At 58.2% G+C, this 24,246-nt stretch carries 23 protein-coding genes and 2 tRNA genes; all 25 read right to left on the bottom strand.

The genetic code is table 11. The annotated features are described in order from the left end of the window. Positions 1 to 677 precede the first annotated feature (677 nt). Complete coding sequence (locus AAF739_13430; GenBank protein MEM6383672.1) at positions 678 to 950, bottom strand: DUF1467 family protein; 273 nt, start codon at positions 948 to 950, stop codon at positions 678 to 680. An 85-nt stretch (positions 951 to 1,035) separates the two neighbouring features. After that, entirely contained in the window at positions 1,036 to 1,440 is a 405-nt protein-coding gene (gene mce / locus AAF739_13435) for a methylmalonyl-CoA epimerase (GenBank protein ID MEM6383673.1), read from the bottom strand. Further along, positions 1,437 to 3,119, bottom strand: a complete 1,683-nt coding sequence (locus AAF739_13440) for a ribonuclease J (protein ID MEM6383674.1) — start codon at positions 3,117 to 3,119, stop codon at positions 1,437 to 1,439. Before AAF739_13440 ends, mce begins: the two co-directional genes overlap by 4 nt. Before the next feature lie 42 nt (positions 3,120 to 3,161). Then, positions 3,162 to 3,887, bottom strand: coding sequence for a biotin--[acetyl-CoA-carboxylase] ligase (locus AAF739_13445; protein ID MEM6383675.1), 726 nt, complete (start codon positions 3,885 to 3,887; stop codon positions 3,162 to 3,164). A 6-nt stretch (positions 3,888 to 3,893) separates the two neighbouring features. Next, positions 3,894 to 5,327 carry an NADH-quinone oxidoreductase subunit NuoN gene (gene nuoN, locus AAF739_13450; protein MEM6383676.1) on the bottom strand — a complete coding sequence of 478 codons (1,434 nt, stop codon included), beginning with the start codon at positions 5,325 to 5,327 and terminating at the stop codon, positions 3,894 to 3,896. A gap of 18 nt (positions 5,328 to 5,345) precedes the next feature. After that, positions 5,346 to 6,866 carry an NADH-quinone oxidoreductase subunit M gene (locus AAF739_13455; GenBank protein MEM6383677.1) on the bottom strand — a complete coding sequence of 507 codons (1,521 nt, stop codon included), beginning with the start codon at positions 6,864 to 6,866 and terminating at the stop codon, positions 5,346 to 5,348. 3 nt (positions 6,867 to 6,869) lie between these two features. Next, complete coding sequence (nuoL, locus tag AAF739_13460) at positions 6,870 to 8,870, bottom strand: NADH-quinone oxidoreductase subunit L (GenBank protein ID MEM6383678.1); 2,001 nt, start codon at positions 8,868 to 8,870, stop codon at positions 6,870 to 6,872. Between the two features lie 7 nt (positions 8,871 to 8,877). Further along, on the bottom strand, positions 8,878 to 9,186 hold the full coding sequence (gene nuoK / locus AAF739_13465) for an NADH-quinone oxidoreductase subunit NuoK (protein ID MEM6383679.1): 309 nt from the start codon (positions 9,184 to 9,186) through the stop codon (positions 8,878 to 8,880). A 66-nt stretch (positions 9,187 to 9,252) separates the two neighbouring features. Further along, a complete protein-coding gene (locus tag AAF739_13470) occupies positions 9,253 to 9,867 on the bottom strand; it encodes an NADH-quinone oxidoreductase subunit J (protein ID MEM6383680.1) in 615 nt (204 codons plus the stop codon). A gap of 125 nt (positions 9,868 to 9,992) precedes the next feature. Beyond that, entirely contained in the window at positions 9,993 to 10,481 is a 489-nt protein-coding gene (nuoI, locus tag AAF739_13475) for an NADH-quinone oxidoreductase subunit NuoI (GenBank protein MEM6383681.1), read from the bottom strand. Between the two features lie 25 nt (positions 10,482 to 10,506). Further along, positions 10,507 to 11,553 (bottom strand): NADH-quinone oxidoreductase subunit NuoH, encoded by a 1,047-nt coding sequence (gene nuoH, locus AAF739_13480; protein MEM6383682.1) that lies wholly within the window; start codon positions 11,551 to 11,553, stop codon positions 10,507 to 10,509. 13 nt (positions 11,554 to 11,566) lie between these two features. Continuing rightward, positions 11,567 to 13,639 (bottom strand): NADH-quinone oxidoreductase subunit NuoG, encoded by a 2,073-nt coding sequence (gene nuoG / locus AAF739_13485; GenBank protein MEM6383683.1) that lies wholly within the window; start codon positions 13,637 to 13,639, stop codon positions 11,567 to 11,569. 32 nt (positions 13,640 to 13,671) lie between these two features. Beyond that, positions 13,672 to 14,121 carry a DUF3291 domain-containing protein gene (locus tag AAF739_13490; protein MEM6383684.1) on the bottom strand — a complete coding sequence of 150 codons (450 nt, stop codon included), beginning with the start codon at positions 14,119 to 14,121 and terminating at the stop codon, positions 13,672 to 13,674. A gap of 3 nt (positions 14,122 to 14,124) precedes the next feature. Then, complete coding sequence (locus tag AAF739_13495; GenBank protein MEM6383685.1) at positions 14,125 to 14,991, bottom strand: hypothetical protein; 867 nt, start codon at positions 14,989 to 14,991, stop codon at positions 14,125 to 14,127. A gap of 60 nt (positions 14,992 to 15,051) precedes the next feature. Further along, a complete protein-coding gene (gene nuoF / locus AAF739_13500) occupies positions 15,052 to 16,365 on the bottom strand; it encodes an NADH-quinone oxidoreductase subunit NuoF (GenBank protein MEM6383686.1) in 1,314 nt (437 codons plus the stop codon). A 6-nt stretch (positions 16,366 to 16,371) separates the two neighbouring features. Further along, the gene (gene nuoE, locus AAF739_13505; GenBank protein MEM6383687.1) at positions 16,372 to 17,460 is read right to left on the bottom strand and encodes an NADH-quinone oxidoreductase subunit NuoE; all 1,089 of its coding nucleotides are present in this window, start codon (positions 17,458 to 17,460) and stop codon (positions 16,372 to 16,374) included. A gap of 7 nt (positions 17,461 to 17,467) precedes the next feature. After that, positions 17,468 to 18,481, bottom strand: coding sequence for an FkbM family methyltransferase (locus AAF739_13510; GenBank protein MEM6383688.1), 1,014 nt, complete (start codon positions 18,479 to 18,481; stop codon positions 17,468 to 17,470). Further along, entirely contained in the window at positions 18,478 to 19,683 is a 1,206-nt protein-coding gene (locus AAF739_13515; protein MEM6383689.1) for an NADH-quinone oxidoreductase subunit D, read from the bottom strand. The genes AAF739_13510 and AAF739_13515 overlap by 4 nt, the downstream gene beginning before the upstream one ends. Positions 19,684 to 19,695: 12 nt before the next feature. After that, positions 19,696 to 20,331, bottom strand: a complete 636-nt coding sequence (locus AAF739_13520; GenBank protein MEM6383690.1) for an NADH-quinone oxidoreductase subunit C — start codon at positions 20,329 to 20,331, stop codon at positions 19,696 to 19,698. A 125-nt stretch (positions 20,332 to 20,456) separates the two neighbouring features. Next, entirely contained in the window at positions 20,457 to 21,074 is a 618-nt protein-coding gene (locus AAF739_13525; GenBank protein MEM6383691.1) for an NADH-quinone oxidoreductase subunit B family protein, read from the bottom strand. Then, positions 21,065 to 21,430 (bottom strand): NADH-quinone oxidoreductase subunit A, encoded by a 366-nt coding sequence (locus tag AAF739_13530; protein ID MEM6383692.1) that lies wholly within the window; start codon positions 21,428 to 21,430, stop codon positions 21,065 to 21,067. Before AAF739_13530 ends, AAF739_13525 begins: the two co-directional genes overlap by 10 nt. A 310-nt stretch (positions 21,431 to 21,740) precedes the next feature. After that, positions 21,741 to 21,817: transfer RNA gene (locus tag AAF739_13535), tRNA-Asp, on the bottom strand. A 120-nt stretch (positions 21,818 to 21,937) separates the two neighbouring features. After that, the gene (locus AAF739_13540) at positions 21,938 to 23,320 is read right to left on the bottom strand and encodes a DUF3422 domain-containing protein (GenBank protein MEM6383693.1); all 1,383 of its coding nucleotides are present in this window, start codon (positions 23,318 to 23,320) and stop codon (positions 21,938 to 21,940) included. A 203-nt stretch (positions 23,321 to 23,523) separates the two neighbouring features. Continuing rightward, a tRNA-Val gene (locus AAF739_13545) sits at positions 23,524 to 23,599 on the bottom strand. A 265-nt stretch (positions 23,600 to 23,864) separates the two neighbouring features. Next, positions 23,865 to 24,140, bottom strand: coding sequence for an HU family DNA-binding protein (locus AAF739_13550; protein ID MEM6383694.1), 276 nt, complete (start codon positions 24,138 to 24,140; stop codon positions 23,865 to 23,867). Positions 24,141 to 24,246: the final 106 nt, after the last annotated feature.

Raw genomic sequence — 24,246 nt, forward strand, 5'->3', positions numbered from 1 at the left:
GCGTTGGGTGCCAGCTGGCCGTGAGGTTTCGGCTCCGATAATGGCGGACCCGGTCCAAGTGTTCGGTGTTTGGGCCGGTAGCCGCAGCGGTCGCGCTCTGTGGGTCGCATGCGGTACAACTACGGCCCGCGTGCTGGGCGAGCTGCCGTAGCAGTTTCTTTGAAATTCCAGATGGTGCCTGTTGCTAACCGACTGTGCTGCGACGTCGTCGACCATCATCGGCAAGGCAATCGCAACCGCTAAAAGAGATAAAGAGAGACGCATTTTTGATCACCATTCCATCGTTTTCCGCCTGTCGTCCGGCGCGCCATCGCCGGCATCATGTCACCGCGACGCAAGCGGTTATTTTTGCGCGCGGCAAGAATAGACACGCAAGCGCAAATCCTTGATTTGGTTGATAATAGCATCGCATTTCGACCAATGCACACCGGGTGCACGATTTGTGCGGTGCAGCACATTTTTTACGTGACACCGAACGGTAAAAACGCCTACATACTGCGCATAAGCGATGACAAATCGCACAAATAAAAGCCAGTGGCTCAAGTCTCGGGGGGAGACGCGGGGTTATTTGGATTTGACTGAGGCAGGGTTTTCCCTGCCTCTTTCTTTTTGTCCAATTGCAATATTCAATCGATCTCTGAAAATTTAGTGATATCTGATTGATATTACTTTATTATTTATCGTGGAATGCTGACATCTGGCAGCGGTATTTCCAAAATCGATAAACCGGAATGTGCCAAAAGCCAGTAGATCGCTGCAAAAACGATGCTGGCAACGATCGTGTTGCGCACAATGATGCGCGGAATCGAAAGGTGCGACGGCGCGCTCGCAGGAGCGCCTGGCACGACGTCGCCGGCCTCTTCCTGGGTACGGACGCCGAAAGGCAAGACCGCAAATAGCGTGATCCACCACACCACGAAATAGATGGCGAGTGCGCTGCCAAGGCTCATGAGCGTCCTCCGCTCTTCCCATTTGATCGCATTGTGAGAAGTGTGCGCTGGCCGCACACTGCATGACTACGCATGCGCGCCACGACTAGACTTGTTCGAGCTCAATGAGTGTCCCGTTGAAATCTTTTGGATGGAGGAACAGCACCGGCTTGCCATGAGCGCCTATCTTGGGTTCGCCCGTCCCAAGCACACGCGCGCCCTCCGATTTGAGCTTGTCACGTGCCATGAGAATGTCGTCCACTTCAAAACACACGTGGTGGATGCCGCCAGCCGGGCTGCGATCAAGGAAGGCTTGAATGGGGGAACCCTCACCAAGCGGCTCGAGCAATTCGACCTTCGTGTTGGGCAGTTCGACAAACACGACCGTCACGCCGTGGTCAGGTTCGGCTTGCGGTTCGGAAACCGTGGCCCCAAGCTGATCGCGGTAAAGAGCGGTAGAGGCTTCAAGGTCCGGTACAGCTATGGCGACGTGGTTCAACCGTCCAATCATGATGTTGCATCCTTATCGATGAGAAGCGCATGGACGTGGCAAACCGGTCGCTTGCCCCAGACATCGCGCACCCTGTTGCGGACAGCCTTGCGCAAGCTGTCGGCAGTCGCGTCAGCATCCCGCCGTCGCGGCATGGGCAGAGAGCGCAGCGCCTCGCTTGTGGCGTTCAAAACGAACTCATCTGCATCGAGGCCATCAAGCTGGTCGGGCAAGCCGTCCACGATCACCTCAATGTCCGACACCAGCTTGCCGCCGCCGGACAAACCAAGCCCGATTGTAATGACCCCGACCTCCGCTAACGAACGCCGTTCAAACACACCGCTTTTAGCCGGCGGCATGACCAGATCGCCGTCTTTAACGTAGATACTCGACTCGATCCCGCCGGTTATCTCAGCACCGTTGGCGCGTATCTCCAAAATATCGCCATCGTTTACAATGACGGCACCGCACCCATTGTCTCTTGCAAGCTCAGCGTGGGCAGCAAGGTGCCGCGCTTCTCCGTGAACCGGAACCACAGTCGTGGGCTTGAGGGCTTCATAAAGCTGGATCAGCTCACCACGTCTGGGGTGGCCTGATACGTGGATGGGCGCGTCCGCATCTGTGATCAGATTGATGCCGGTCGCAGCCAGCTTGTTCATGATCCGCAGCACACCGCGCTCGTTGCCTGGAATGATACGTGATGAAAACACGACCGTGTCACCACGTGAAAGCGACAGATGCGGATGGTCGAATTCAGCGATCCGCGAAAGAGCCGCGCGCTCTTCACCTTGGGAACCAGTCAACAACACCATAACGTCTTTGCGCGGAATGCGGTCAAACCCGCGCATATCTTCGATCTCAGGTGGATCTGTCAGCAGCCCAAGATCGAGCCCCACCCCGATAACGCGCTGCAACGCCCTGCCCGCCAGAATGACGGTTCGGCCAGCATCGCGCGCTGCGTCCAGGATAGATTTGATACGCGCCATGTTGGACGAAAACAGCGTGACGCACACTCGCTGCTCCGCCTCGCTGATAACCCGCGCCAGCGCCTTGCCAACCTGCGCTTCGGTTGGGCTTTCACCATCGCGCATAGCGTTCGTCGAATCCGACATCACCGCGTCGATCGGACCAGAGTCGCGCCAGGCCTTGAAGTCTTCAAGCGAGGTTGGCGCGCCGATGACTGGGTCCGCATCAAGCTTCCAATCGCCGGTGTGCACCACCCGCCGTTCACCCGCTTCAATAAGCAGCGAGTGGCTTTCGGGGATCGAATGGGAGACGGGGGCAGCTGTGACCGTGAATGGCCCTATTGAGAAGGGCGAATGCAAGCCGAAATGACGAAATTCAATCGCCTTGAGAACGGGGTTGGAACTGTTCTTCGCTTCAAGCAGCGCTTCGGCAAACGGCGAGACGTAGACCGGCGCCTGCAACTGCGGCCAGAGGGTCAAAAGCGCACCGATATGATCCTCATGAGCGTGAGTGATGATGATTGCGTCTAAAGACCTGCGCCGTTCTTCGATGTAGCTGATATCAGCGGTTAAAAGGTCGATGCCTGGCAGATCAGGGCCGGCGAAGCTCACTCCGCAATCGATCATGATGAACCGCCGGTCGCGCCCTACGCCGTAACTGTAAAGCGCAAGGTTCATCCCGATCTCACCGACGCCGCCGAGCGGCATGAATGTCAGGGTCGGATCGCTGGCCATGTGGCCTCCTGTTTATCGGGCGTTATCAGCAAGCTCGGCGCGCTAAGCGGACTGATCGCTAATGAAGAGATCGCCCGCGTAGATTGGACGCATCGCTCCCGAGGCGACACGCAGCATAAGCGCCCCATCGGCCGCAAGATGGTCAAATGTCCCCTCCCAGGTTTCTTCACCGCGATCAACGACAACGGGCGCTCCCACACCGACCGCCTTAGCTGTCCATGCCGGCCCGATTGTCTGCGGCCTTGTATCCAACTGCGTTAGTCGTTTGGCCATTGCCGCGGTGAGAGCCTCGAAGATATCGCTGACGTTCGCAGGCGCCCCTAACGCCGAAATACCTATGGTCCTCCGCCCCGGTATTTGAGGGGCATGCGCTACGTTGATGCCGATGCCGATAGCCACCCGCCCCTGACGCTTTTCGATCAGAATGCCGGCAATCTTGGCGCCGTCGTGAAGGACATCGTTCGGCCATTTGAGCCGTAACGCAGGTTGCAGCTGTTCAGGCAAGGCGGGTGCAATCGCATCATGCACGGCCAAGGCGACCGCGAACGGTAGCAACGCGGCCCCATCAACCGTGGGTGCAGGTCCAAGATAGGTTGAGTACAGATTTCCGGGTTTCGACGACCATAGCCGACCGCCACGGCCCCGACCGGCGAGCTGCTCATCTGCGGTCAACCAGAACGGGACATCCGCGCCAGCCTCCGCCAGATCCCAGCTCGCAGTGATGGTCGATCCGACTTGCGGAACGTGGTGATGCGGCAGACCGGACACGAGGGCTCAGAAAAGGCTCGCCGCCGCACGGCCAGCCCACGCAGTGATCGGCCCGGCAACCAAGACAAAAAAGACGACAAACAAACCGGACGCGAGCGTCGCGGTTCGCAGTTCTATGGCAGCGGGCTCAAAAGCTTCCAGCGGGTCATCAAAATACATGATCTTGATGATCCGCAGATAGTAGACGGCCCCCACAACGCTGGCCAGAACGCCGATCACCGCCAGGACATACAACTCGGCTTCGATGGCTGCCAAAAACACGAAATACTTAGCGAAGAACCCGGCGAGCGGGGGTATGCCAGCAAGCGAGAACAGGAGCATCGCAAGAAAGAACGCTTGCGTCGGGTTGGTTCGCGCGAGCCCTGAAAGCTCTGATATATCCTCAACCATGCCGTTCGTGCGCCGCATCGACAGGATGATCGCGAACGTCCCAAGCGTCATCGCGGCATAAATCGCCATGTAGATAACGACACCTTGCACTCCGGCCTGGGTTCCAGCGGCCAGGCCAACCAACGCAAAGCCCATGTGGCCAATCGATGAATAGGCCATCAGCCGCTTGATATTGTTCTGGCCAATGGCCGCGAAGGCACCAAGCACCATCGAGGCGATGGCGATGAAGGACAGAACCTGCTGCCATTCCCGCGTTGCCGGTTCGAAGGCATCAATTGCGACCCGCACAAGGAGTGCCATTGCTGCGATTTTTGGTGCGGCGGCGAAGAATGCGGTGATGGGTGTAGGCGCCCCTTCGTAAACGTCCGGCGTCCACATGTGGAAGGGAACGGCCGAGATCTTGAACGCAAAGCCGGCCATCATGAAGACCAGACCAAAGACAACGCCAACAGGTACGCCACCGGTTCCGAGGGTTTCAGCTATCGCGCCAAACTCCGTGTGGCCGGTAAAGCCATAAACGAGCGACGCGCCGTACAACAACATCCCCGATGAAAGCGCGCCAAGAACGAAGTACTTCAGCCCCGCCTCCGCCGCCCGAGCCGAGTCCCGGTTGATCGCAGCGGTTACGTAGAGCGCGAGCGCCTGCAGTTCGAGGCCCAGATACAGCGCGATCAGCGTGTTGGCTGACACCATCATGCTCATGCCCAATGTCGCTAGCATCAGCAAAATGGGGAGCTCGAAGCGCCCGTAGCCCTCCCGTTGAACAAAATCGACCCCCAGCGACAAGGCAATTGCCGCCGAGCCAAAGATCAGCACCTTCATCGTCCGCGCGAACTCGTCCATGACGAACGCGCCGTTCATAGTGGTACCGCCGGGCACAAGCAGCACAAGCACCAACGCAACGATGAACAGGCCGATGGTGAGCCCCGTCAGCAAGTTTGTGGTGTCATCGCGGCGGAACACGCCCTGCATCAACAGCACCATGGCACCGATCGCCAGAACGATTTCCGGCAGCGCGGGCATCAAGTCAGGAACAGCAGGTTGCAACATGAAATGTGTCTTCCTGATCTATGGTGCGGTCGCACTGAGCGCGTCCCGGGCCAACTCCGCCGCTGCCAACGCTGAGTCCACTTGGTCGACAACCAAGGCCACGGTCGCAGCCGTTACGTCATTGATTGGCGATGGGTAGACGCCAAAGAAGATCGTCAGCACCACGAGCGGCACGAGCACGACCAATTCGCGCGCATTGACGTCGCTGATAGCCTTGAGATTCTCTTTCTCGAGCGGACCAAAGATGACCTGACGGTACAGCCACAGCGCATAGCAGGCCGACAAGATAACACCCGTTGTGGCGAAAAGAGCGACCCAGGTGTTGGCCTGAAACGCGCCCAGGAGGGTCAGGAATTCGCCAACGAATCCCGATGTACCTGGCAGCCCGACATTCGCCATGGTGAAGACCATGAAGATGGTAGCGTAAAGCGGCATCCGATGAACCAGGCCGCCATAGGCCTTGATTTCGCGCGTGTGCATCCGGTCGTAGACAACGCCGACGCACAGGAACAGCGCGCCCGAGATGAAGCCATGGGAGATCATCTGAAAGATCGCGCCCTGGATCCCTTGCTCGTTCAGCGCGAAGATGCCCATCGTCACGAAGCCCATATGCGCGACCGACGAGTAAGCGATGAGCTTCTTGATATCCTCCTGCACCATCGCGACCAGCGAGGTGTAGATGATCGCCACCACCGACATCACGAAGACGAGCGGCGCGAACAGTTCGCTTGCTTCGGGGAACATCGGCAGCGAGAATCTGAGGAAGCCGTAACCGCCCATTTTCAAAAGGATACCGGCTAGGATGACCGAACCAGCGGTTGGCGCTTCCACATGCGCATCGGGCAACCAGGTGTGGAAGGGCCACATGGGCATTTTGACCGCGAACGACGCGAAGAAGGCGAGCCAAAGCCAGAATTCCATGTCGGCCGGAAAATCGTGCGCAAGCAGCACCTCGATATCGGTCGATCCGGCGTTCCAATACATCGCCATGATCGCAAGCAGCATCAGCACCGAGCCGAGCAGCGTGTAGAGGAAGAACTTGAAGCTCGCATAGATGCGGCGCTTGCCGCCCCAAACCCCGATAATGATGAACATCGGGATCAGGCCACCTTCGAAGAAGATGTAGAAGATTACGATATCTAGGGCGCAGAACACGCCTATCATGAGCGTTTCAAGAACGAGAAACGCGATCATGTATTCCTTGACGCGCGTCTTTATCGCGGCGCTCGCAAGGATACAGGCGGGCATCAGGAAGGTCGTCAGGATGACAAACAGCATAGAGATGCCGTCAACACCCATCTTGTAGGTGATCAGACCGCCGAGCCATGCCGTCTCCTCCACCATTTGGAAACCGGGGTTCGTCGGATCGAAACCGCCCCAGATGAACAGAGATACGATGAAGGTGACGATCGTCGTGAACAGCGCTGTATTGCGAATGTTCCGGTCAGCAATCTCATCGTCGCCGCGGATCAAGAGGATCAGCAGCACACCGACGAGCGGCAGAAACGTAACAATCGAAAGAATGGGCCAGTCGAACATCGCTTACAGGCCCGCGAACATGAAGTAGGTAATCAAGGCCGCCACGCCGATCAGCATCGCGAAGGCGTAGTGATACACGAAACCGGTCTGCAGCTTTACCACCCTCCCCGTCACGTCGAGAACACGCGCGGCGACGCCGTTCGGGCCGAACCCATCAATGACTTTCCCGTCGCCACCCTTCCACAGTAGGCCGCCAAGCCATTTGGCGGGCCGCACAAAGACCATGTCGTAGAGCTCGTCAAAGTACCATTTGTTGAGCAAGAACTTGTAGGCGAGATCGTGCCTCGCTGCGAGCTGGCCGGGCAGATGCGGCGCCCGAATGTACATCACGTAGGCGACGACAAATCCCAGGATCATCATCACAAGCGGCGAGCGGATCACCCACTGGGGCACATAGTGCAGATCGTGAAGTATCTCGTTGGTCGGCAGCATGAAGATGCTCTCGCGGAAGAAGTGCTCGAACCCGTCTTCGTAGGCGAACGAATGTTCGAAGACGATCCCCGAAAGAAGCGCTCCGACTGCCAGGAGCGCGAGCGGAACTGTCATCACCTTGGGCGACTCATGCACATGGCTCATGACATCGGCCGAGGCGCGCGGCGCGCCGTGAAATGTTAGAAAAATCAGCCGCCATGAGTAGAAGCTGGTCAGCGCCGCTGCGATGACGAGGAGCCAGAAGCTGTAGCGCGCGATCCCCGGTCCGGCGGCATAGGCCGCTTCGATGACGGCATCCTTTGAGAAGTACCCTGCCGTGTACGGGAATCCTGTGAGGGCGATCGTGCCAATGATCATCATCGCGTAGGTGAACGGGATCTTGTTCCACAGCCCGCCCATCTTGCGCATGTCTTGCTCGTTGCTGACCGCATGGATTACCGATCCGGCACCAAGGAACAGAAGCGCCTTGAAGAAGGCGTGCGTGAACAGGTGGAAGATGCCAACCGAATAAGCTCCGACGCCCAGAGCGACGAACATATAGCCCAGCTGCGAGCAGGTTGAGTAGGCAATGACGCGCTTGATGTCATTCTGAACGAGACCAACCGTCGCCGCGAAGATCGCCGTCGTTCCGCCGATGAAGGTGACGAATGCCAAAGCGTTGGGCGCGTACTCGAAGATTGGCGACATACGCGCCACGAGGAACACGCCAGCGGTAACCATGGTTGCTGCATGAATGAGTGCCGAAACAGGTGTGGGCCCCTCCATGGCGTCGGGCAACCAGGTGTGCAGCAGAAACTGCGCCGACTTACCCATCGCGCCCATGAACAGCAGCAGACAGCAAGCGGTCAGCGCGTGAACCTCCATTCCCAGGAACATGAAGGTCGCATCCGCAAATTCCGGCGCTTCGCGGAAGATCACTTCGAACTCGGCAGAGCCGAACAGGACGAAGATCCCGAAAATTCCGAGCAGATAGCCAAAGTCGCCAACGCGGTTAACGATAAACGCCTTCATCGCAGCCGAATTGGCCGACGCCTTTTTGTACCAGAAACCGATAAGTAGGTACGATGCAACGCCCACGCCTTCCCAGCCGAAGAACATCTGCAGGAGATTGTCGGACGTCACGAGCATCAGCATGGCGAAGGTGAAAAGCGACAGGTACGCGAAGAAGCGTGAGCGATGCGGATCGTGGCTCATGTAGCCCATCGAATACAGATGAACGAGCGCCGAAACCGAATTGACGACAACCAGCATCACCGCCGTCAGCGTGTCGAGGCGGAACGCCCAATCGACAGTGAAGTCACCCGACGAAATCCAGTGCAGCACCTGGACCCGTTCGTAGGCATGGCCGTTACCAGCGGTACCGATCAGCGACATCAGCCCGGAATGTTCGACCGCCTCCGCCGCTTCGCCATGCCCAAAGCCAGTCTGGATGAACACCACCCAGGAAAGAACGGCCCCCAAGCCCACGAGTGAGGTCGTAATGATCTCAACGGGCCTATGTCCGAGAAGCTTGCCAAAAAACGCCGCGACGAGGAAACCGATGAGCGGAAGGAAAACGATGGCTGACAGCATGGCCCGCTCAGCCCTTCATCATGTTGATGTCTTCGACGGCGATGGTGCCGCGATTACGGAAGAAAACGACCAGGATCGCCAAGCCGATCGCCGCCTCGGCGGCTGCGACCGTGAGGATAAACAGTGCGAAGATCTGCCCCGCCATGTCCTGCAGATAGAAGGAGAAGGCAACGAGGTTGAGGTTGACCGCCAACAGGATCAACTCGACCGACATCAGGATGATGATGACGTTCTTGCGGTTGATGAAGATGCCGAACACGCCCAGCGTGAACAGGATCGCACCAACTGTCAGGTAATGGCCTAGTCCGATTGCCATCGCTTGTGTTCTATCCCCCGCTTGCGAACGCCTCTAGAGGCGCGCAAATCTTGCTGGAAGGGCCTGCTACAGACCCTGCCCCGACTTTACCTTGACCACTTCGATTGCCGTTTCCGGCGTCCGCGCATTCTGGCGCGCAATGACCTGCCGTTTCACGCCCTCACGCTGGCGCAGCGTCAACACGATTGCGCCGACCATGGCGACCAGCAGGATCATGCCGGCCGCCTGGAAGAAATAGACGTAATCGGTGTACAGCACGAGGCCGAGCGCTTCGATGTTGCTGATTTCCTCAAGCGGCGGCATCGGCATGCCCGTCTCCAGGGCCACTTCGGCGTCGAGCACCGTGGCGCCCAGGACCAGCGCCAGTTCGAGCGCCAAGATGATGGCGACCAGCGCACCGATTGGCAGATATTGGAGAAACCCTTGCCGCAACTCGGCAAAGTCGACATCGAGCATCATGACGACGAACAGGAAGAGCACCGCGACCGCGCCGACATAGACGACGATCAAAAGCAGCGCGAGGAACTCGGCACCAGCCAGCATGAACAAGCCGGCGGAGTTGAAAAACGCCAAAATCAAAAACAGCACCGAGTGCACGGGGTTGCGCGCAGCGACCACCATGAACGCGGATGCGATGGTTATTGTTGCAAACAGGTAGAAGAAAAGTGCGGTCAGAACCATCGATCAGCCCAGTGGCGGCCCTTTTTGGAGTTTATCTCGGCGCGCAAGCTTGAACATTCATGCTTTGTGCGGTGGCGCGCGACATCTTCATCGAGCGCGCCAAGCTGACACGCACCGTTGCGGTGTTAGCGATAGGGGGCATCAAGTTCCAGCGACTTGGCGATATCTCGCTCCCAACGCTCCCCGTTCTCCAACAGTTTTTCCTTGTTGTAATACAGCTCTTCGCGCGTCTCCGTCGCGAACTCAAAGTTTGGACCTTCAACAATGGCGTCCACCGGGCAAGCCTCCTGGCAAAGGCCGCAATAGATGCATTTGACCATGTCGATGTCGTAGCGCGTCGTTCGGCGCGTTCCGTCGTTGCGGCGCGGGCCAGCCTCGATCGTGATGGCTTGCGCCGGGCAAATCGCTTCGCACAGTTTGCAGGCGATGCAACGCTCTTCGCCGTTGGGATAGCGACGCAGCGCGTGCTCGCCGCGGAAACGCGGCGAAACGTACCCCTTCTCGAAGGGATAATTCAACGTCGCCTTCGGCTTGAAGAAGTAGCGCATCGACAGCACAAAAGCGCCGACAAACTCCTTCAGGAGTAGTGATTTGGCGGCTTGATCAAGCTGCATCAGATCTTTCTCCCAACGAGGCCGCTCAAGGAGCTGTACCGGTGAATTGCAGGAACGCGGCGGTTGCGACAACCATGAACAGCGATAGCGGCAGGAAGACCTTCCACCCCAACCGCATGAGCTGATCATACCGGTAACGCGGCACAAACGCCTTCACCATGGAGAACATGAAGAACACCGCGAAGGATTTAAGCAGAAACCAGACAACGCCCGGAATCCAAGAAAACGGCGGAATGTCGATGATGGGAAGCCAGCCGCCGAGAAACAGGATCGCGGTTAGCGAACACATCAGTGCGATGGCGACATACTCGCCAAGCATGAACATCATGTACGGCGTCGAGCCGTATTCGACCATGAAGCCCGCAACAAGTTCCGATTCCGCTTCCGGCAGGTCGAAGGGTGGCCGATTCGTCTCGGCCAGCGCGGAGATGAAGAACACGATGAACATCGGGAAGAGCGGAAGGAAATGCCAATCAAGAAACGACGGCGGTAAGCCTAGCCTTGTCCCAATGCCTGCGTCCTGCGCCAGAACGATCTGGGACAGATTAAGCGAACCCACGAGCAAAAGGACGCAGATAATCACAAAGCCGATCGACACCTCGTAAGAGACCATCTGCGCGGCAGAGCGCAAAGCGCCCAGGAAAGGATATTTCGAATTTGATGCCCAGCCGGCCATGATCACGCCGTAAACGCCAAGCGACGAGATCGCGAGCACATACAGGATGCCGACATTGATGTCGGAAATGACCCAGCCTTCCGCCACCGGGATGACCGCCCAGGCGAGCAGCGAAAGCGTTACAGTGATCAGCGGCGCAAGTATGAAGACAGTCTTGTCGGCGCCCGATGGGATTACGGGCTCCTTGAAGACGAACTTCATCAGATCGGCGAAGGATTGCAGCAGTCCCCACGGCCCGACAACGTTCGGCCCGCGACGCAGCTGAACGGCCGCCCAGATTTTGCGATCGGCCAGCAGCACATAGGCTATCGTGACCAGCAGCACGACAAGCAGCAGCAAGCTCTGCGCCAGCATCACGATGAACGGCCAGCCGTAGGTTGCCCAGAAACCTTCCATACCCACTACCCCGCTATTCCGCCGCTTGCGCCAGCGGTGCTGGCGTGAGCGTTGCAGAGCACTCCGCCATCACCTTCGATGCCCGGGCAATTGGGTTGGTCAAATAAAAATCATTGATGGCAGGTGTGAACTTGGCTGCCTTGACCGTCTGTGGCGCGCCGGCAGCTAAGGCGGACAACCCATTTGTGTCCGCGGCTTCGACGGTCTCGAGATTGGCCAAATGCGGTACCTCCGCGTAAAGCGCTGCGCGCAGCTCATCGAGTGAATTGAAAGGCAATGTGTGTGCAAGGCGCGCCGAAAGTGCGCGAATGATCGCCCAGTCTTCCTTCGCTTCACCGGGCGGGAAAGCGCCACGTTGCGTCTGCTGCGGGCGCCCTTCCGTGTTCACATAGGTCGCGGACTTTTCCGTGTAGGCAGCCGAAGGCAAGATCACGTCGGCGCGGTGCGCCCCCCGATCCCCATGTGTTCCAATGTAGACCGTGAATACGGACGGATCGATTTCCAGCTCGTCGGCTCCCAGATTGAACAGGACGTCCACGCCGCCCGCGGCAATAGCACCCGCACCTTTGCCGCCGTCACCAGGCACGAACCCCACATCGAGCCCACCGACGCGCGCAGCTGCGGTGTGCAGAATGCAGAACCCGTTCCAGCTGTCTGTGATGACGCCATGCTTCTGGGCGACCTTCACCGCGAGCGCGAGAACATCTGCCCCATTGGGGCCGCTCAAAGCGCCCTGCCCGACGATCATCATCGGTCGTTCGGCTTTGGCCGGCTTGCGATCAAGAAGGGCAGCAAGCTCACGCGCACCCTCGCCAATATGTTCGTAATCGTAGGTGAGATCAGCGGGTTCACCGATCAAGGCAATGGGAAGGGGTGCAGCCCGCCATGCCTTGCGAATGCGGGCGTTGACGATCGGCGCCTCGACCCGTGGGTTTGTGCCGACAAGCACAATCGCGTCCGCATCCTCGATCCCATCAATGGTTGCGTTAAACAGGTAACTTGAGCGGCCATGGGCAGGGTCGAGCGCCGTGCCATCAGTTCGGCAGTCCATGTTGGGTGAAGCCAACGAAGCCAAGAGCCGCTTGAGCGCGTACATTTCCTCAACGCCGGCCAGATCGCCCGCCAAGGCGCCTATGCGGTCCGGGGCTGTGCCACTTACCTTCTCAGCAATAACCGAAAACGCTTCGCCCCAGCTCGCGGCTCGCAGCTTTCCGTTTTCGCGGACATAGGGCCGGTCGAGCCGCTGGGTGCGAAGCCCATCCCAAACAAAACGGGTCTTGTCCGAGATCCACTCTTCGTTGATCGCCTCGTTCAACCGAGGCATGATCCGCATCACCTCGCGGCCTTTCACATCGACCCGGATCGCAGAACCAACCGCGTCCATCACATCGATACTCTCGACCTTGGTCAGCTCCCAAGGGCGCGCCTTAAAAGCGTAAGGCTTCGATGTCAGGGCGCCGACGGGGCACAGATCAATCACATTCCCCTGTAGCTCGGAAGCCATCGCCGCTTCGAGATAGGTGGTGATCTCCATATCCTCGCCGCGACCGGTCGCGCCGAGATCCGAAACCCCGGCAACCTCCGTGGTGAACCGCACACAGCGCGTGCAATGGATACAGCGCGTCATGATCGTTTTGACGAGCGGCCCGATATCCTTGTCTTCAACGGCGCGCTTGTTCTCTTCAAAGCGGTTCTTGTCGACGCCGTACGCCATCGCCTGGTCTTGCAGGTCACACTCCCCGCCCTGGTCGCAGATCGGGCAATCAAGCGGGTGATTGATGAGGAGAAACTCCATCACCCCTTCCCGCGCTTTCTTGACCCGCGGGGAACGAGTGGAGACCTCAGGCGCCTCGCCGTTGGGACCCGGCCTGCAATCACGTACGCCCCAGGCACATGACGCAATCGGCTTGGGCGCTCCTTTAAGGTCAACAAGGCACATGCGGCAATTGCCGGCCACCGACAGACGCTCATGGTAACAGAAGCGCGGTACTTCGGCGCCCGCCTCCTCACACGCCTGCAGAAGCGTGTAGTGATCCGGAACCTCAACTTCACTACCGTCGACGATGATGGTGCGCGTATCGCTCATCAATTTTGCCCGATTTCTTTCCCGTACGGCCCTTAACCGCAGCGCTGGTTTTGCCAGAGTTTGATGTGGGGCAGATGTTCCCAACCAAATGCCCGATCTGAGTTGCCATGCGCATGCATATGATCAAGTCGGTCTTTGGCCTCGATCAAATTTGGTCGGTGTCCCGTATCCACCCACCACATTGCAAAATGCGCCATGCGCATGGCGCTGAACCACTGTTCCTTCTTGCGATAGATCGCACGATGAACGGTGTTCCAAACATAGTTCTCTAACGCCTTTGGGCTTTCCCAAACGCTCAGGTTCACGATCACGTTCTGGCCACGCCACGGATCATGAACACCCGGGTCGGTCAGCCGCCAAACAAAGCCGGGAGAGCGTTCGGCAACGGCATTCACCTTGTCGATCGCTCCCAAGAAGGTGCGGGCCTCAGGACTATCCTGAGGCACCTTCCATTCGGCAATGTTCACCTCGGCTAGCTGCATGCCTTAGGCCGCTTCGGTGGCGAAAGCTTTCGCCTGTTTGATCCAGCCGTCGCGCTCAATGCGACCCTTGAAACGGAGATAATCGTCGACCCATGCGATCTCCGCCTTTTTCCACGATGCGATCTGATCGAAATGGTAGATGCCAAGATCGTTGAGAACCGTTTCCAACTTCGGCCCGACGCCGGAAATTCTTTTAAGATCATCGGCGCCACCCGACCGCGGAGCGTCTAGACCAGACGGACGATCATTGAGCTTGGTCGCCGCCTTCTTCGGTTGCGCACCTTTGGTAGCAGCCTTCGCGCTGGCGGCTTTGACCGGGGCTACCTTGGCGGCGGTCGACTTTGTAGACGTTGCCTTGGCAACCGCTGACTTAGCAACCGCTGACTTGGCAGCCGCTGTTTTGGCAGCCGTTGTCTTTGCGGCTGATGGCTTTCCAGCTGATGTCTTTGTGGCTGCAGATTTGGCGACAGGTGCGGTTTTGCCAACGGGCTTCTTGGTTGTTGGTGCCTTCGATACCGACGCTTTAGCAGCGGGTGTCTTTGGGGTCGGTGTTTTTGCCGTTGCAGATTTCGCTGCGGTGTTCGCCGGAGCTTTCTTGGTGACTTTGGCGGGTTTGATGGCGTCAGGAGCACTTACCAAAGCGCTGTAAGCCGCCATCGGAGCCGTTGCGGTGCTCATCCAGAGGCCGAGCCAGGTCGCTCCAGCCGTGCTCACCGCCGCCGCAGACATAAGCGCAGGCGCGCTGAAGGTGCTCAGCCAGATCGGCGGAGTCCCATCGGTTAGGCTCGGCACCGTATCGGTCATCAGCGACCAAGGGGTGACGTTTGTTTCGGACGAAGACGTCCAGTTTTTGATCCAGGCATCCATCATGATGCATCCTTTCTCATTGCAAATCGTTGTGAACCATCGCCGGTTGCCGGCGTTGGGCCTCTACTCCGCTGCAATAAGCGTTTCCTCGAGTTTCTCGCCATTACCGGCGTTATGGGTGTAGCTGTCGATCCGCGCCTCAATCTCAGGGCGGAAATGGCGAATAAGCCCCTGAACCGGCCAAGCCGCCGCATCACCGAGGGCACAGATGGTGTGCCCCTCAACCTGATAGGTCACATCGAGCAGCATGTCGATTTCGCGCTTTTGCGCTTCGCCGCGCGCCATCCGTTCCAGCACCCGCCACATCCAGCCAGTACCTTCGCGACACGGGGTACACTGCCCACAGCTCTCGTGCTTATAAAAATAGGAGATGCGCGCAATCGCGCGAATGATATCGGTCGACTTGTCCATGACAATGACCGCCGCGGTCCCCAGACCAGACTTCAGTTCGCGCAGGCTGTCAAAGTCCATCGGACAATCAACGATCTGATCAGCCGGCACACACGGTACCGATGATCCACCTGGTATGACAGCCAGAAGATTGTCCCAGCCGCCGCGCATGCCACCGCAATGTTTGTCGATCAGCTCGCGGAAGGGAACAGACATCTCTTCCTCGAATGTCGCCGGTTGGTTCACGTGGCCGGACACGCAAAACAGTTTTGTGCCGGTGTTGTTGGGCTTGCCGAAGCCCGCAAACCAAGCGCCGCCGCGCCTGAGGATCGTGGGTGCGACAGCGATCGATTCGACGTTGTTTACCGTTGTCGGGCAACCGTAGAGGCCAACATTGGCCGGGAATGGCGGTTTGAGACGCGGCTGCCCCTTCTTGCCTTCGAGGCTTTCAAGAAGCGCCGTTTCTTCGCCACAGATGTAGGCGCCCGCGCCGTGGTGGACGTAGATATCGAAATCCCAACCGTTTTTGTTGTTCTTGCCGATCAGCCCCGCGTCATAGGCTTGATCGATAGCCGCTTCGAGCCTCTCGCGCTCGCGGATATATTCGCCCCGAATGTAGATATAGCAGGTGTGCGCCTGCATCGCGAAGCTGGCAATCAGGCAGCCTTCGATCAGCGTGTGCGGATCGTGGCGCATGATCTCCCGGTCCTTACAGGTCCCGGGCTCGGATTCGTCGGCATTCACGACAAGATAGTGCGGCCGCTCGCCAACCTCTTTTGGCATGAACGACCATTTCAAGCCGGTCGGAAAACCAGCGCCACCACGACCGCGCAGACCAGATGCCTTCATCTCGTCGATGATCCAATCACGCCCTTTCTCGAGGATGGCGTTCGTGCCGTCCCAATGGCCGCGCTTAATCGCGCCCTTAAGCCCCCAATCATGCAGGCCATAGATGTTGGTGAAGATGCGGTCTTTATCCTCAAGCATAGAGGCTTACCCTTTCTCCTCATCCGCTGCGCTCTCAACAAGCGCCTTTGCCTGCTCGATCCAGTCCTCACGCTGGATGCGGCCCGAAAAGCTCAGGTGCGAATTGACCCAGTTGGTCTGTTCATCACCCCACGCTGCGATCTGATCAAAATGCCAGATGCCAAGACCGTTGAGCTTGCCCTCAAGCACCTTGCCTATGCCCTTAATCCGCTTGAGGTCGTCCGCCTTGCCATCGCGCGCGGCGTCCAGCGCCACGGGTTGGCTGGAAGCAGCCTTTTCGCTTGCCGAGGGACCGGAAACAGGGGCCGCTGTTGCGGCTTTGGCTGGCGCCGCTTTCTTTTTTGCCTTGTTGGCCGGTGTTTTCGGCGTCACCGCGCCAGCGGGCATGCCACCTTCCCCGTTTATGGAGAACCCGGCCACAGAGCCAATCGTTGCCGGCGCACCGTCGACGACGTGCGGAACGGGTTTGCCGCCCGCTTCGCCGCCATCGAGATCCAAGAGCGTAGTCAGACCGCCTTCGGGAACCGAGAAATGCCGACCATTCTGCGGACCTGGTGTCACCGGATTGCCGGCGGCAATATCGTCGATCAGTTGTTCCAGCTTGTCTGGGGTCAGGTCTTCGTAGGTATCCTTGAAAATCTGGAGCATGGGCGCGTTTACGCAGGCACCCAGGCACTCCATCTCTTCCCACGAAAAATCGCCATCGTCAGACAGCTCGAATGGCTCATGGGCAATCTTGCGGCGGCAAACATCCTTCAACTCATTTGCACCCCGCAGCATACACGGCGTCGTGCCGCACACCTGGATATGCGCTTTCTTGCCTACGGGTTTGAGCTGAAACATCGTGTAGAAGGTGGCAACTTCGAGCACGCGGATAAACGGCATATCCAGCATCTCGGCCACTTTGCGAACAGCCGGCTCTGGAAGCCAGCCTTCATGCTGCTCCTGCGCCCGCCAAAGCAGGGGAATGACCGCAGACGCTTGGCGCCCCTCGGGATATTTTGCGATCTGCTTTTCGGCCCACATGGCATTATCCGGTGTGAAACCGAACTCAGCTGGTTGAACCTCAGCGGGAGCTAATCTTCGAACGGCCATTGGTCGCCTAGCCCTCCGTTCCGGTTCTGATCAGCGGCGTGATGCGATCGATCCATTTTTGGCTCGTCGTCCCAGCCATGTCGTATCCTTGGCGCTTTGACGTTTTGATGGCGTCGATCTGCTTGAGCTCGGTGATTTCGCGCACCTGGTCGTTGTGAAAAAAGAAGAGCCTCATACCCAAGGTGTTCATCGCAAAGTCTGAAACCTCGTGGGTGGGGTCTGAGCCGTGTTCCTCAAACAAAACGACGGTATCGGAGTCGATCAATTGTTGCGCGCCCTCCAGAGCTTCAATCTCAACCCCTTCCACGTCCAGCTTCACGACAAACGTCACGAACCCTTCGAAATCATCAAGCGCTGCCACATCATTGAGGCTGATGGTCTCGCAGTCGAGAATGGGCTTGCTGGTTTCGTCCGGCGCGACGGTTGAGCGGGCTTCATGCTTTTCGCCGTAGATTTTCACGTGCTCGCCGCTAACCTTGCCAATCGCCTTGTTCATGATCCGGAAGCGGTTGCCGTTGAGCGCCTGGTTAGCCTCCAGGATGCCGAACGTATCGCTCGCCGCTTCGATCGCCACAGACGGTTTATGACCGGCTGCGTTGCCGGTGACCCGGACCGACCAGATGCCATAGTTGGCGCCGCAGTCGAGGAACGCATAGGGAACCTCACGCATCATCCGCACAAACGTGTTGATCTCCTGGTGTTCGTCCTGCTGTGGGCGCACAAGGGAGCCCCAATAGGGATCGCAATAGGGAACCCGAAGCAGCGCATCGTCATCGAGGCGCATGAGCACCATTTTCTTGCTGGGCAGCACAATACGAACGAGCTTGGCAATCTTAGAAAACCCAAGGTTCTCCAAGGGCACAAGCAGGGACGCCGCAATCCGCAAACCCAACAAGGCAAGACGCTCGTGTGGTGCTGCGCCCGTAACCGCGCCCGTACGGTAGTCGACCACAATATCACCGCTGATATCCGGCGCTGTTATCGCTTCACTGACAGCAGCAGATGACGCTGATACGCTCATCGGTCGACCTCGCCGAAAACAATATCGAGTGACCCCAGGATTGCAGACACGTCGGCCAGCTGGTGACCGCGGCAAATGTGATCCATCGCCTGCAGGTGGGCAAAGCCTGGAGCGCGGATCTTGCAGCGGTAGGGTTTGTTGGATCCATCAGCGACCAAATAGACCCCAAATTCGCCCTTGGGCGCTTCCACGGCAGCGTAAATCTCGCCCTCCGGAACATGGTAGCCTTCGGTGTGAAGCTTGAAGTGGTGGATCAAGGCCTCCATCGAGCGCTTCATCTCACCGCGCTTGGGCGGCACAACCTTATTGTCGGTGAACGCGACAGGCCCTTTCCCTTCGGGCTCATTCAGCTTGGCTATGGCCTGCTTCATGATGGAAACCGATTGGCGCATCTCCTCCATGCGGATCAGATACCGGTCGTAGCAATCACAGTTCTTGCCAATGGGAACGTCGAACTCGAATTCCTCGTAGCATTCGTAGGGCTGGGACTTGCGCAAATCCCATGCAGCTCCCGAACCGCGAACCATGACGCCGGAGAAGCCCCACGCCCAGCACTCGTCAAGCGGCACGACACCAATATCGACATTGCGCTGCTTGAAAATACGGTTGCCAGTCAGAAGCTGATCAATGTCGTCGACGATCTCAAGGAACGGATCGCACCACGCTTCGATATCATCGATGAGGTCCTGCGGCAGGTCCTGGTGCACACCGCCGGGCCGGAAATAGGCCGCATGCATGCGGGCACCACAGGCCCGCTCGTAGAACACCATTAGCTTTTCACGCTCTTCAAAGCCCCAAAGCGGCGGCGTCAGCGCGCCGACGTCGAGCGCCTGTGTGGTGATGTTCAGGAGGTGCGACAGAATTCGACCAATCTCTGAATAAAGCACCCTGATCAATTGCCCGCGCCGCGGCACCTCGATGCCCAACATGCGCTCGACGGCCAGAGCAAATGCATGCTCCTGGTTCATCGGCGCGACGTAATCAAGGCGATCGAAATACGGGACGGCTTGCAGGTAGGTCTTGTGTTCGATCAACTTCTCGGTGCCGCGATGCAGCAGGCCAATATGCGGATCAACGCGATCCACAATCTCGCCGTCGAGTTCAAGCACCAAACGCAAAACGCCATGGGCGGCAGGGTGTTGCGGGCCGAAGTTAATGTTAAACTGACGGACCTGGGTCTCACCCGTCGTGTTGGTTGGCATCACGTTCATCGATCAGCCAGCCTTCTCGTCTGTCGCTTTTTCATCGCCGGGGATGACATAATCGGTGCCCTCCCAAGGTGATACGAAATCAAAGTCGCGGAACTCCTGGTTGAGGCGGACCGGCTCGTAAAGAACGCGCTTTTGTTCATCGTCGTAGCGAACCTCGACGAAGCCCGTAAGCGGGAAGTCTTTGCGCAACGGATAACCATCAAACCCATAATCGGTCAGCAAGCGGCGCAGATCCGGGTGTCCGGAAAACAGAATGCCGTACATGTCGTAAGCTTCCCGCTCGAACCAGTCGGCACCGGGAAACAACTCTGTCAGCGAGGGCACGGGTGTCCGGTCACAGGTCTGGACCGTCAGCCGAAGCCGCGCGTTCTGTGTTGGCGACAGGAAATGGTAGACCACGTCAAAGCGGCGTTCGCGCGCCGGGTGGTCGACACCGCAAATGTCAATAATGTTGACAAAGCCCAGCTGAGGGTCATCCCGAACCGTGCGGACTGCCGATAAGAGATCTCCCAGCCCCAGCGCGATCGAAACATGGCCATGGTCGACGCGCATATCCTCGCGTTCAACGCCCAGCCTATTTGCCAGCATATCTGCCAACTCGTCGAGCGTTTCATCCTGCGGGGCGAGCATATCTGCCATTATCGATACCCACTGTTTGCCTTGGTCTTGCCGATAGATTCGTATTTGCCCGTATGCATCTTTCAGAACTCTGACGTCTTCAGCAAGTTATGATGAGGCATGCGCAGCTCAATCTTCGAACGCGCCTACCGTTCGATGGTTCCCGTGCGACGCAGCTTCTTCTGCAAGAGCAAAACGCCGTAGAGCAGTGCTTCGGCCGTTGGCGGGCAACCGGGAACGTAAATGTCGACTGGGACGACACGATCACACCCACGCACGACTGAGTACGAGTAGTGATAGTATCCGCCGCCGTTGGCGCACGAGCCCATCGAGATCACGTAACGAGGCTCAGGCATCTGGTCGTACACCTTGCGCAAGGCAGGAGCCATCTTGTTCGTCAGCGTGCCAGCAACGATCATCACGTCTGACTGGCGCGGGCTCGCCCGCGGTGCAAAACCAAACCGTTCGGCGTCATAACGCGGCATGGACATCTGCATCATCTCGACAGCGCAGCACGCCAGCCCGAACGTCATCCACATCAGCGAACCCTGCCGAGCCCACTGAATGAGCTTGTCGGCGGAGGTAACGAGAAAACCCTTGTCCGCCAGTTCATCGTTGACGCCAGTGAAGAATGGGTCGTCCCAGCCGACAGGTTTGCCAGAAGGGTCGGTGGCACCGACAGGTGCTGGGGCAATCGCGGGCTCAGCCTGGGCATAAAGCGGCGAAGGGCGTAGCGGCTTGCCGCTCGGGTCGATCAATCCCATTCGAGGGCCCCTTTCTTCCACTCATAGATGAAGCCGATGGTCAGCACCCCAAGGAAGATCATCATCGACCAGAAGCCGAAAAGACCCAGATCGCCGAAGGTCGCAGCCCATGGGAACAGGAACGCAACTTCGAGATCGAAAATGATAAAAAGAATGGCTACGAGATAGAACCGGATATCGAACTTCATCCGTGCGTCGTCGAACGCGTTGAAGCCGCACTCATAGGCCGATAGCTTCTCCGGGTCAGGATTTTTATAAGCAATGACAAAAGGCGCGATTAAAAGCGCCAACCCGATGACCAAACATAGGCCAAAGAAGACCAGAATAGGCAGATATTCCGCCAGCAACGCTTCCACGCGCCACCTCCGCAAACTGCTAAATTTTGTATTCCCGATACACGGTGCTTACCGCACTCACATGTAGGGTCAATCCTGCCTTTGGCAAAAGCGAAAACGTTTTCACGCGTACGCATCAGTACGCGGATATGCTTACGTTTCGTTACCACCATTCGTCCGGGGACCGCATCGGGTCATTTCACCGCAACAGCTTGGCGCGCAAAGGTGTTGATGTGAGGAACGGATCCAGACGAATCTCGATCACGCAGAGCAGTCCTGTACACGCACTCCGGCAGCTGTAATCGGGCAACGTATGGATTGAAAATCAAAGTGGCGCGGCTGACGGGGCTCGAACCCGCGACCTCCGGCGTGACAGGCCGGCACTCTAACCAACTGAGCTACAGCCGCGCAAAACGCTGTAAGGCGTTAGAGATGCGCCGGGATACGGCAGGGTATAGGCCAAGTCAAGCTGGAATGACCAGTCTGAAACCGCTCTTGCGTCGCTTCCCATCGGTCCAGTTTCAGGCGCTACTCTTCTCGCTTTTCATCTGCCGCTTCGGCGCGGATGCGCGCCTGCCGCACGCCGAAAAAGACCAGCGCCACGACAGGGATGACCAGCGCCGCCTGTACCCAGTTTGACGTCAAGCCGAACGGCCCACCGAAGGCACCATCGACGAGGTAAGAGAGTATCCCCAGCATGTAGTAGGTTATCGCAACCACAGACAGGCCTTCGACCGCCCTCTGCAACCGCAGTTGAGCGTTGGCGCGATCATCGATCGACCGCAGCACCTTGGCATTCTGGTCTTGCAGACTGAGGTCAACGCGTGTGCGCAGCAGATCAGTCACATACCCGATGCGGCCAGCAATCTGTTCTTGCCGTGCAAGCAACGCCTTGGCGCTACGCATGGCCGGGTCGAGCCGCCGCTTCACAGCGGTTGAAAGTCGCTGGTAGCCCTCGATCCGCTCTTCGCGCAGGCTGGCAATCCGCTCGTCGACAATGGCCGCATAGGCAAGCGATGCCGCAAAGCGAAACTCCGAAGCCGAACCGATCGATTGCAGCTCCGCGGAAACCATGGTCAGTTCGGTTAGGATGGCCGCTTCCTCTTTCGGCTTTGGATCTTGCGTTGCGCGCTGCGCAATCGCGTTCACCCGGGCCTCAAGTTCCGACACACGCGAGCCCAACTCCTGCATCATTGGCACCGCGAGGTAGGCAAGCAAGCGGTAGCTTTCGACTTCGATGACCCGCTGCACATATCTGCCAACGCGATTGGGGCTGGCAGCCTGGCCATCGGTGCGTTTGAGTTCGGCCTGGTAAGCGATCAATCCTTCGGATGTGTGGTGAAGCGTCGTACTGAGCCGGATTGCGCCGCCGCTCATGATGACCTGCAACAGGTTTCGCTCGTTGGGATCGAACGCGCCGCTCAACTTGTCGGTTGCTGGAACGCTGCGTGTTCGCAGGTCATCACCTTCTGGCGCCAGATCGACATTGACACGGGTGCGCGAAAACAGGCTTGCGCCCTGTTGGGCGTTTTCGTCCCGGTGTTCTTTGGGTGCAAGCTCCGCAACGATAGCGTGAAAGCGCGCTGTCGCGAGCTCCGTCGCATGCTGTTGCTTGTTCGGTGTAATTTGCGTGAGCGCGATGAACTCGGTGTGCCGCTCCCACTTGATCTGGCTCTCCCCGTCGGTGGCTACCACCTCCCCGTGCGCATCCTTCTCGATCGCAAAATTCTTCAGGTGCTCGATTGCAGAAAGGATGCGCGCGTGATCCTGGCTCGGGCCGGTTTCACCAACCAAAATGACGGCGTGATCAACGATCGAAGGGAGCGCGACCGGTAGCGCAGGCCGAGAATGCGTCGCCCGGACGGCAGCCTCAAAGTCCGGATGAAGCGAAACATCTTGGTGAAACGGCATATAGGCGTCTACCTCATGAATGACGGGCAACGCGCATCACACCAACCCTCACCCGACCTGTACGCTTGAAGCATGTTTCCGGATGAGCGCTTTGGCTCTTATCGCTCATCCGTCGGTACCCGCGCCTGGTTAGGTTAGCAGTCGCATGCAAAGCCCTGTTGTGGTGGTCAGCCATGCCAGTCAAACACGAGCAAATGGACAGATGGTGGGCGGTGAGGGGCTCGAACCCCCGACCCTCTCGGTGTAAACGAGATGCTCTCCCAGCTGAGCTAACCGCCCACTGTCCTGGCGACGAACAACGTTCATCGCTACGCTCGTGCTTAGAAGCGCCAGCGATCAATTGCAACATCAAGATACCTCGCCGCATTGGCAAAGGTTGGTTGCTCGCAACCGCCAAACTGCGCAGCGTGCCGCCTGCAGCCAAAAGAGGGCAGCCTCACCGCTGACTGCACGCGACAGTGAGGCACAACAGAAACGCCCGGCAGTGCCGGGCGTTGATACATGCTGTTTTGCTCGTCAAGCTTACGAGAGCTTCGCAAGGTCTCTACGTGTTGACAGCGTCCTTAAGGGCCTTACCCGCCGAGAACTTCGGCCGCTTGGATGCCGGGATCGTGATTTCCGCGCCTGTCGAGGGGTTACGGCCCTTGCTCTCGGCGCGATGTGTGACGGTGAAGTTGCCGAATCCGGTCATGCGTACCTCGTCGCCAGACGCCAACGCAGACGAAATGGTGTCGAAAACAGCGTCCACAGCCTTTGTAGCGTCAGCTTTCGCCATGCCCGCCTTGTCAGCCACGGCTGTGATGAATTCGCTCTTGTTCATTCTCAAAAATCTCCATGTCGGGGGCGATCGCTATTCCTTAGACCCGCACGGCCTGGCAGCCAGACACACCCAATTATTGGCGACCGAATCGAGCCGCCTTTAGCCA

It is taken from the genome of Pseudomonadota bacterium (assembly GCA_039024915.1).
GTDB lineage: Bacteria > Pseudomonadota > Alphaproteobacteria > Rhizobiales > MH13 > MH13.

Bases quoted from the DNA above. Each gene is read 5' to 3' on its own strand.
- nuoK (MEM6383679.1), bottom strand. From the start codon at position 9,186: ATGGCAATCGGACTAGGCCATTACCTGACAGTTGGTGCGATCCTGTTC.
- AAF739_13515 (MEM6383689.1), bottom strand. From the start codon at position 19,683: ATGCCAACCAACACGACGGGTGAGACCCAGGTCCGTCAGTTTAACATT.
- nuoI (MEM6383681.1), bottom strand. From the start codon at position 10,481: ATGCAGCTTGATCAAGCCGCCAAATCACTACTCCTGAAGGAGTTTGTC.
- AAF739_13495 (MEM6383685.1), bottom strand. From the start codon at position 14,991: ATGATGGATGCCTGGATCAAAAACTGGACGTCTTCGTCCGAAACAAAC.
- AAF739_13525 (MEM6383691.1), bottom strand. From the start codon at position 21,074: ATGGGATTGATCGACCCGAGCGGCAAGCCGCTACGCCCTTCGCCGCTT.
- nuoE (MEM6383687.1), bottom strand. From the start codon at position 17,460: ATGGCCGTTCGAAGATTAGCTCCCGCTGAGGTTCAACCAGCTGAGTTC.
- mce (MEM6383673.1), bottom strand. From the start codon at position 1,440: ATGATTGGACGGTTGAACCACGTCGCCATAGCTGTACCGGACCTTGAA.
- AAF739_13470 (MEM6383680.1), bottom strand. From the start codon at position 9,867: ATGGTTCTGACCGCACTTTTCTTCTACCTGTTTGCAACAATAACCATC.
- nuoN (MEM6383676.1), bottom strand. From the start codon at position 5,327: ATGTTGCAACCTGCTGTTCCTGACTTGATGCCCGCGCTGCCGGAAATC.
- AAF739_13520 (MEM6383690.1), bottom strand. From the start codon at position 20,331: ATGGCAGATATGCTCGCCCCGCAGGATGAAACGCTCGACGAGTTGGCA.
- AAF739_13540 (MEM6383693.1), bottom strand. From the start codon at position 23,320: ATGCCGTTTCACCAAGATGTTTCGCTTCATCCGGACTTTGAGGCTGCC.
- AAF739_13490 (MEM6383684.1), bottom strand. From the start codon at position 14,121: ATGCAGCTAGCCGAGGTGAACATTGCCGAATGGAAGGTGCCTCAGGAT.
- AAF739_13440 (MEM6383674.1), bottom strand. From the start codon at position 3,119: ATGGCCAGCGATCCGACCCTGACATTCATGCCGCTCGGCGGCGTCGGT.
- nuoF (MEM6383686.1), bottom strand. From the start codon at position 16,365: ATGCTTGAGGATAAAGACCGCATCTTCACCAACATCTATGGCCTGCAT.
- AAF739_13550 (MEM6383694.1), bottom strand. From the start codon at position 24,140: ATGAACAAGAGCGAATTCATCACAGCCGTGGCTGACAAGGCGGGCATG.
- nuoL (MEM6383678.1), bottom strand. From the start codon at position 8,870: ATGCTGTCAGCCATCGTTTTCCTTCCGCTCATCGGTTTCCTCGTCGCG.
- AAF739_13455 (MEM6383677.1), bottom strand. From the start codon at position 6,866: ATGTTCGACTGGCCCATTCTTTCGATTGTTACGTTTCTGCCGCTCGTC.
- nuoG (MEM6383683.1), bottom strand. From the start codon at position 13,639: ATGAGCGATACGCGCACCATCATCGTCGACGGTAGTGAAGTTGAGGTT.
- AAF739_13430 (MEM6383672.1), bottom strand. From the start codon at position 950: ATGAGCCTTGGCAGCGCACTCGCCATCTATTTCGTGGTGTGGTGGATC.
- nuoH (MEM6383682.1), bottom strand. From the start codon at position 11,553: ATGGAAGGTTTCTGGGCAACCTACGGCTGGCCGTTCATCGTGATGCTG.
- AAF739_13510 (MEM6383688.1), bottom strand. From the start codon at position 18,481: ATGAGCGTATCAGCGTCATCTGCTGCTGTCAGTGAAGCGATAACAGCG.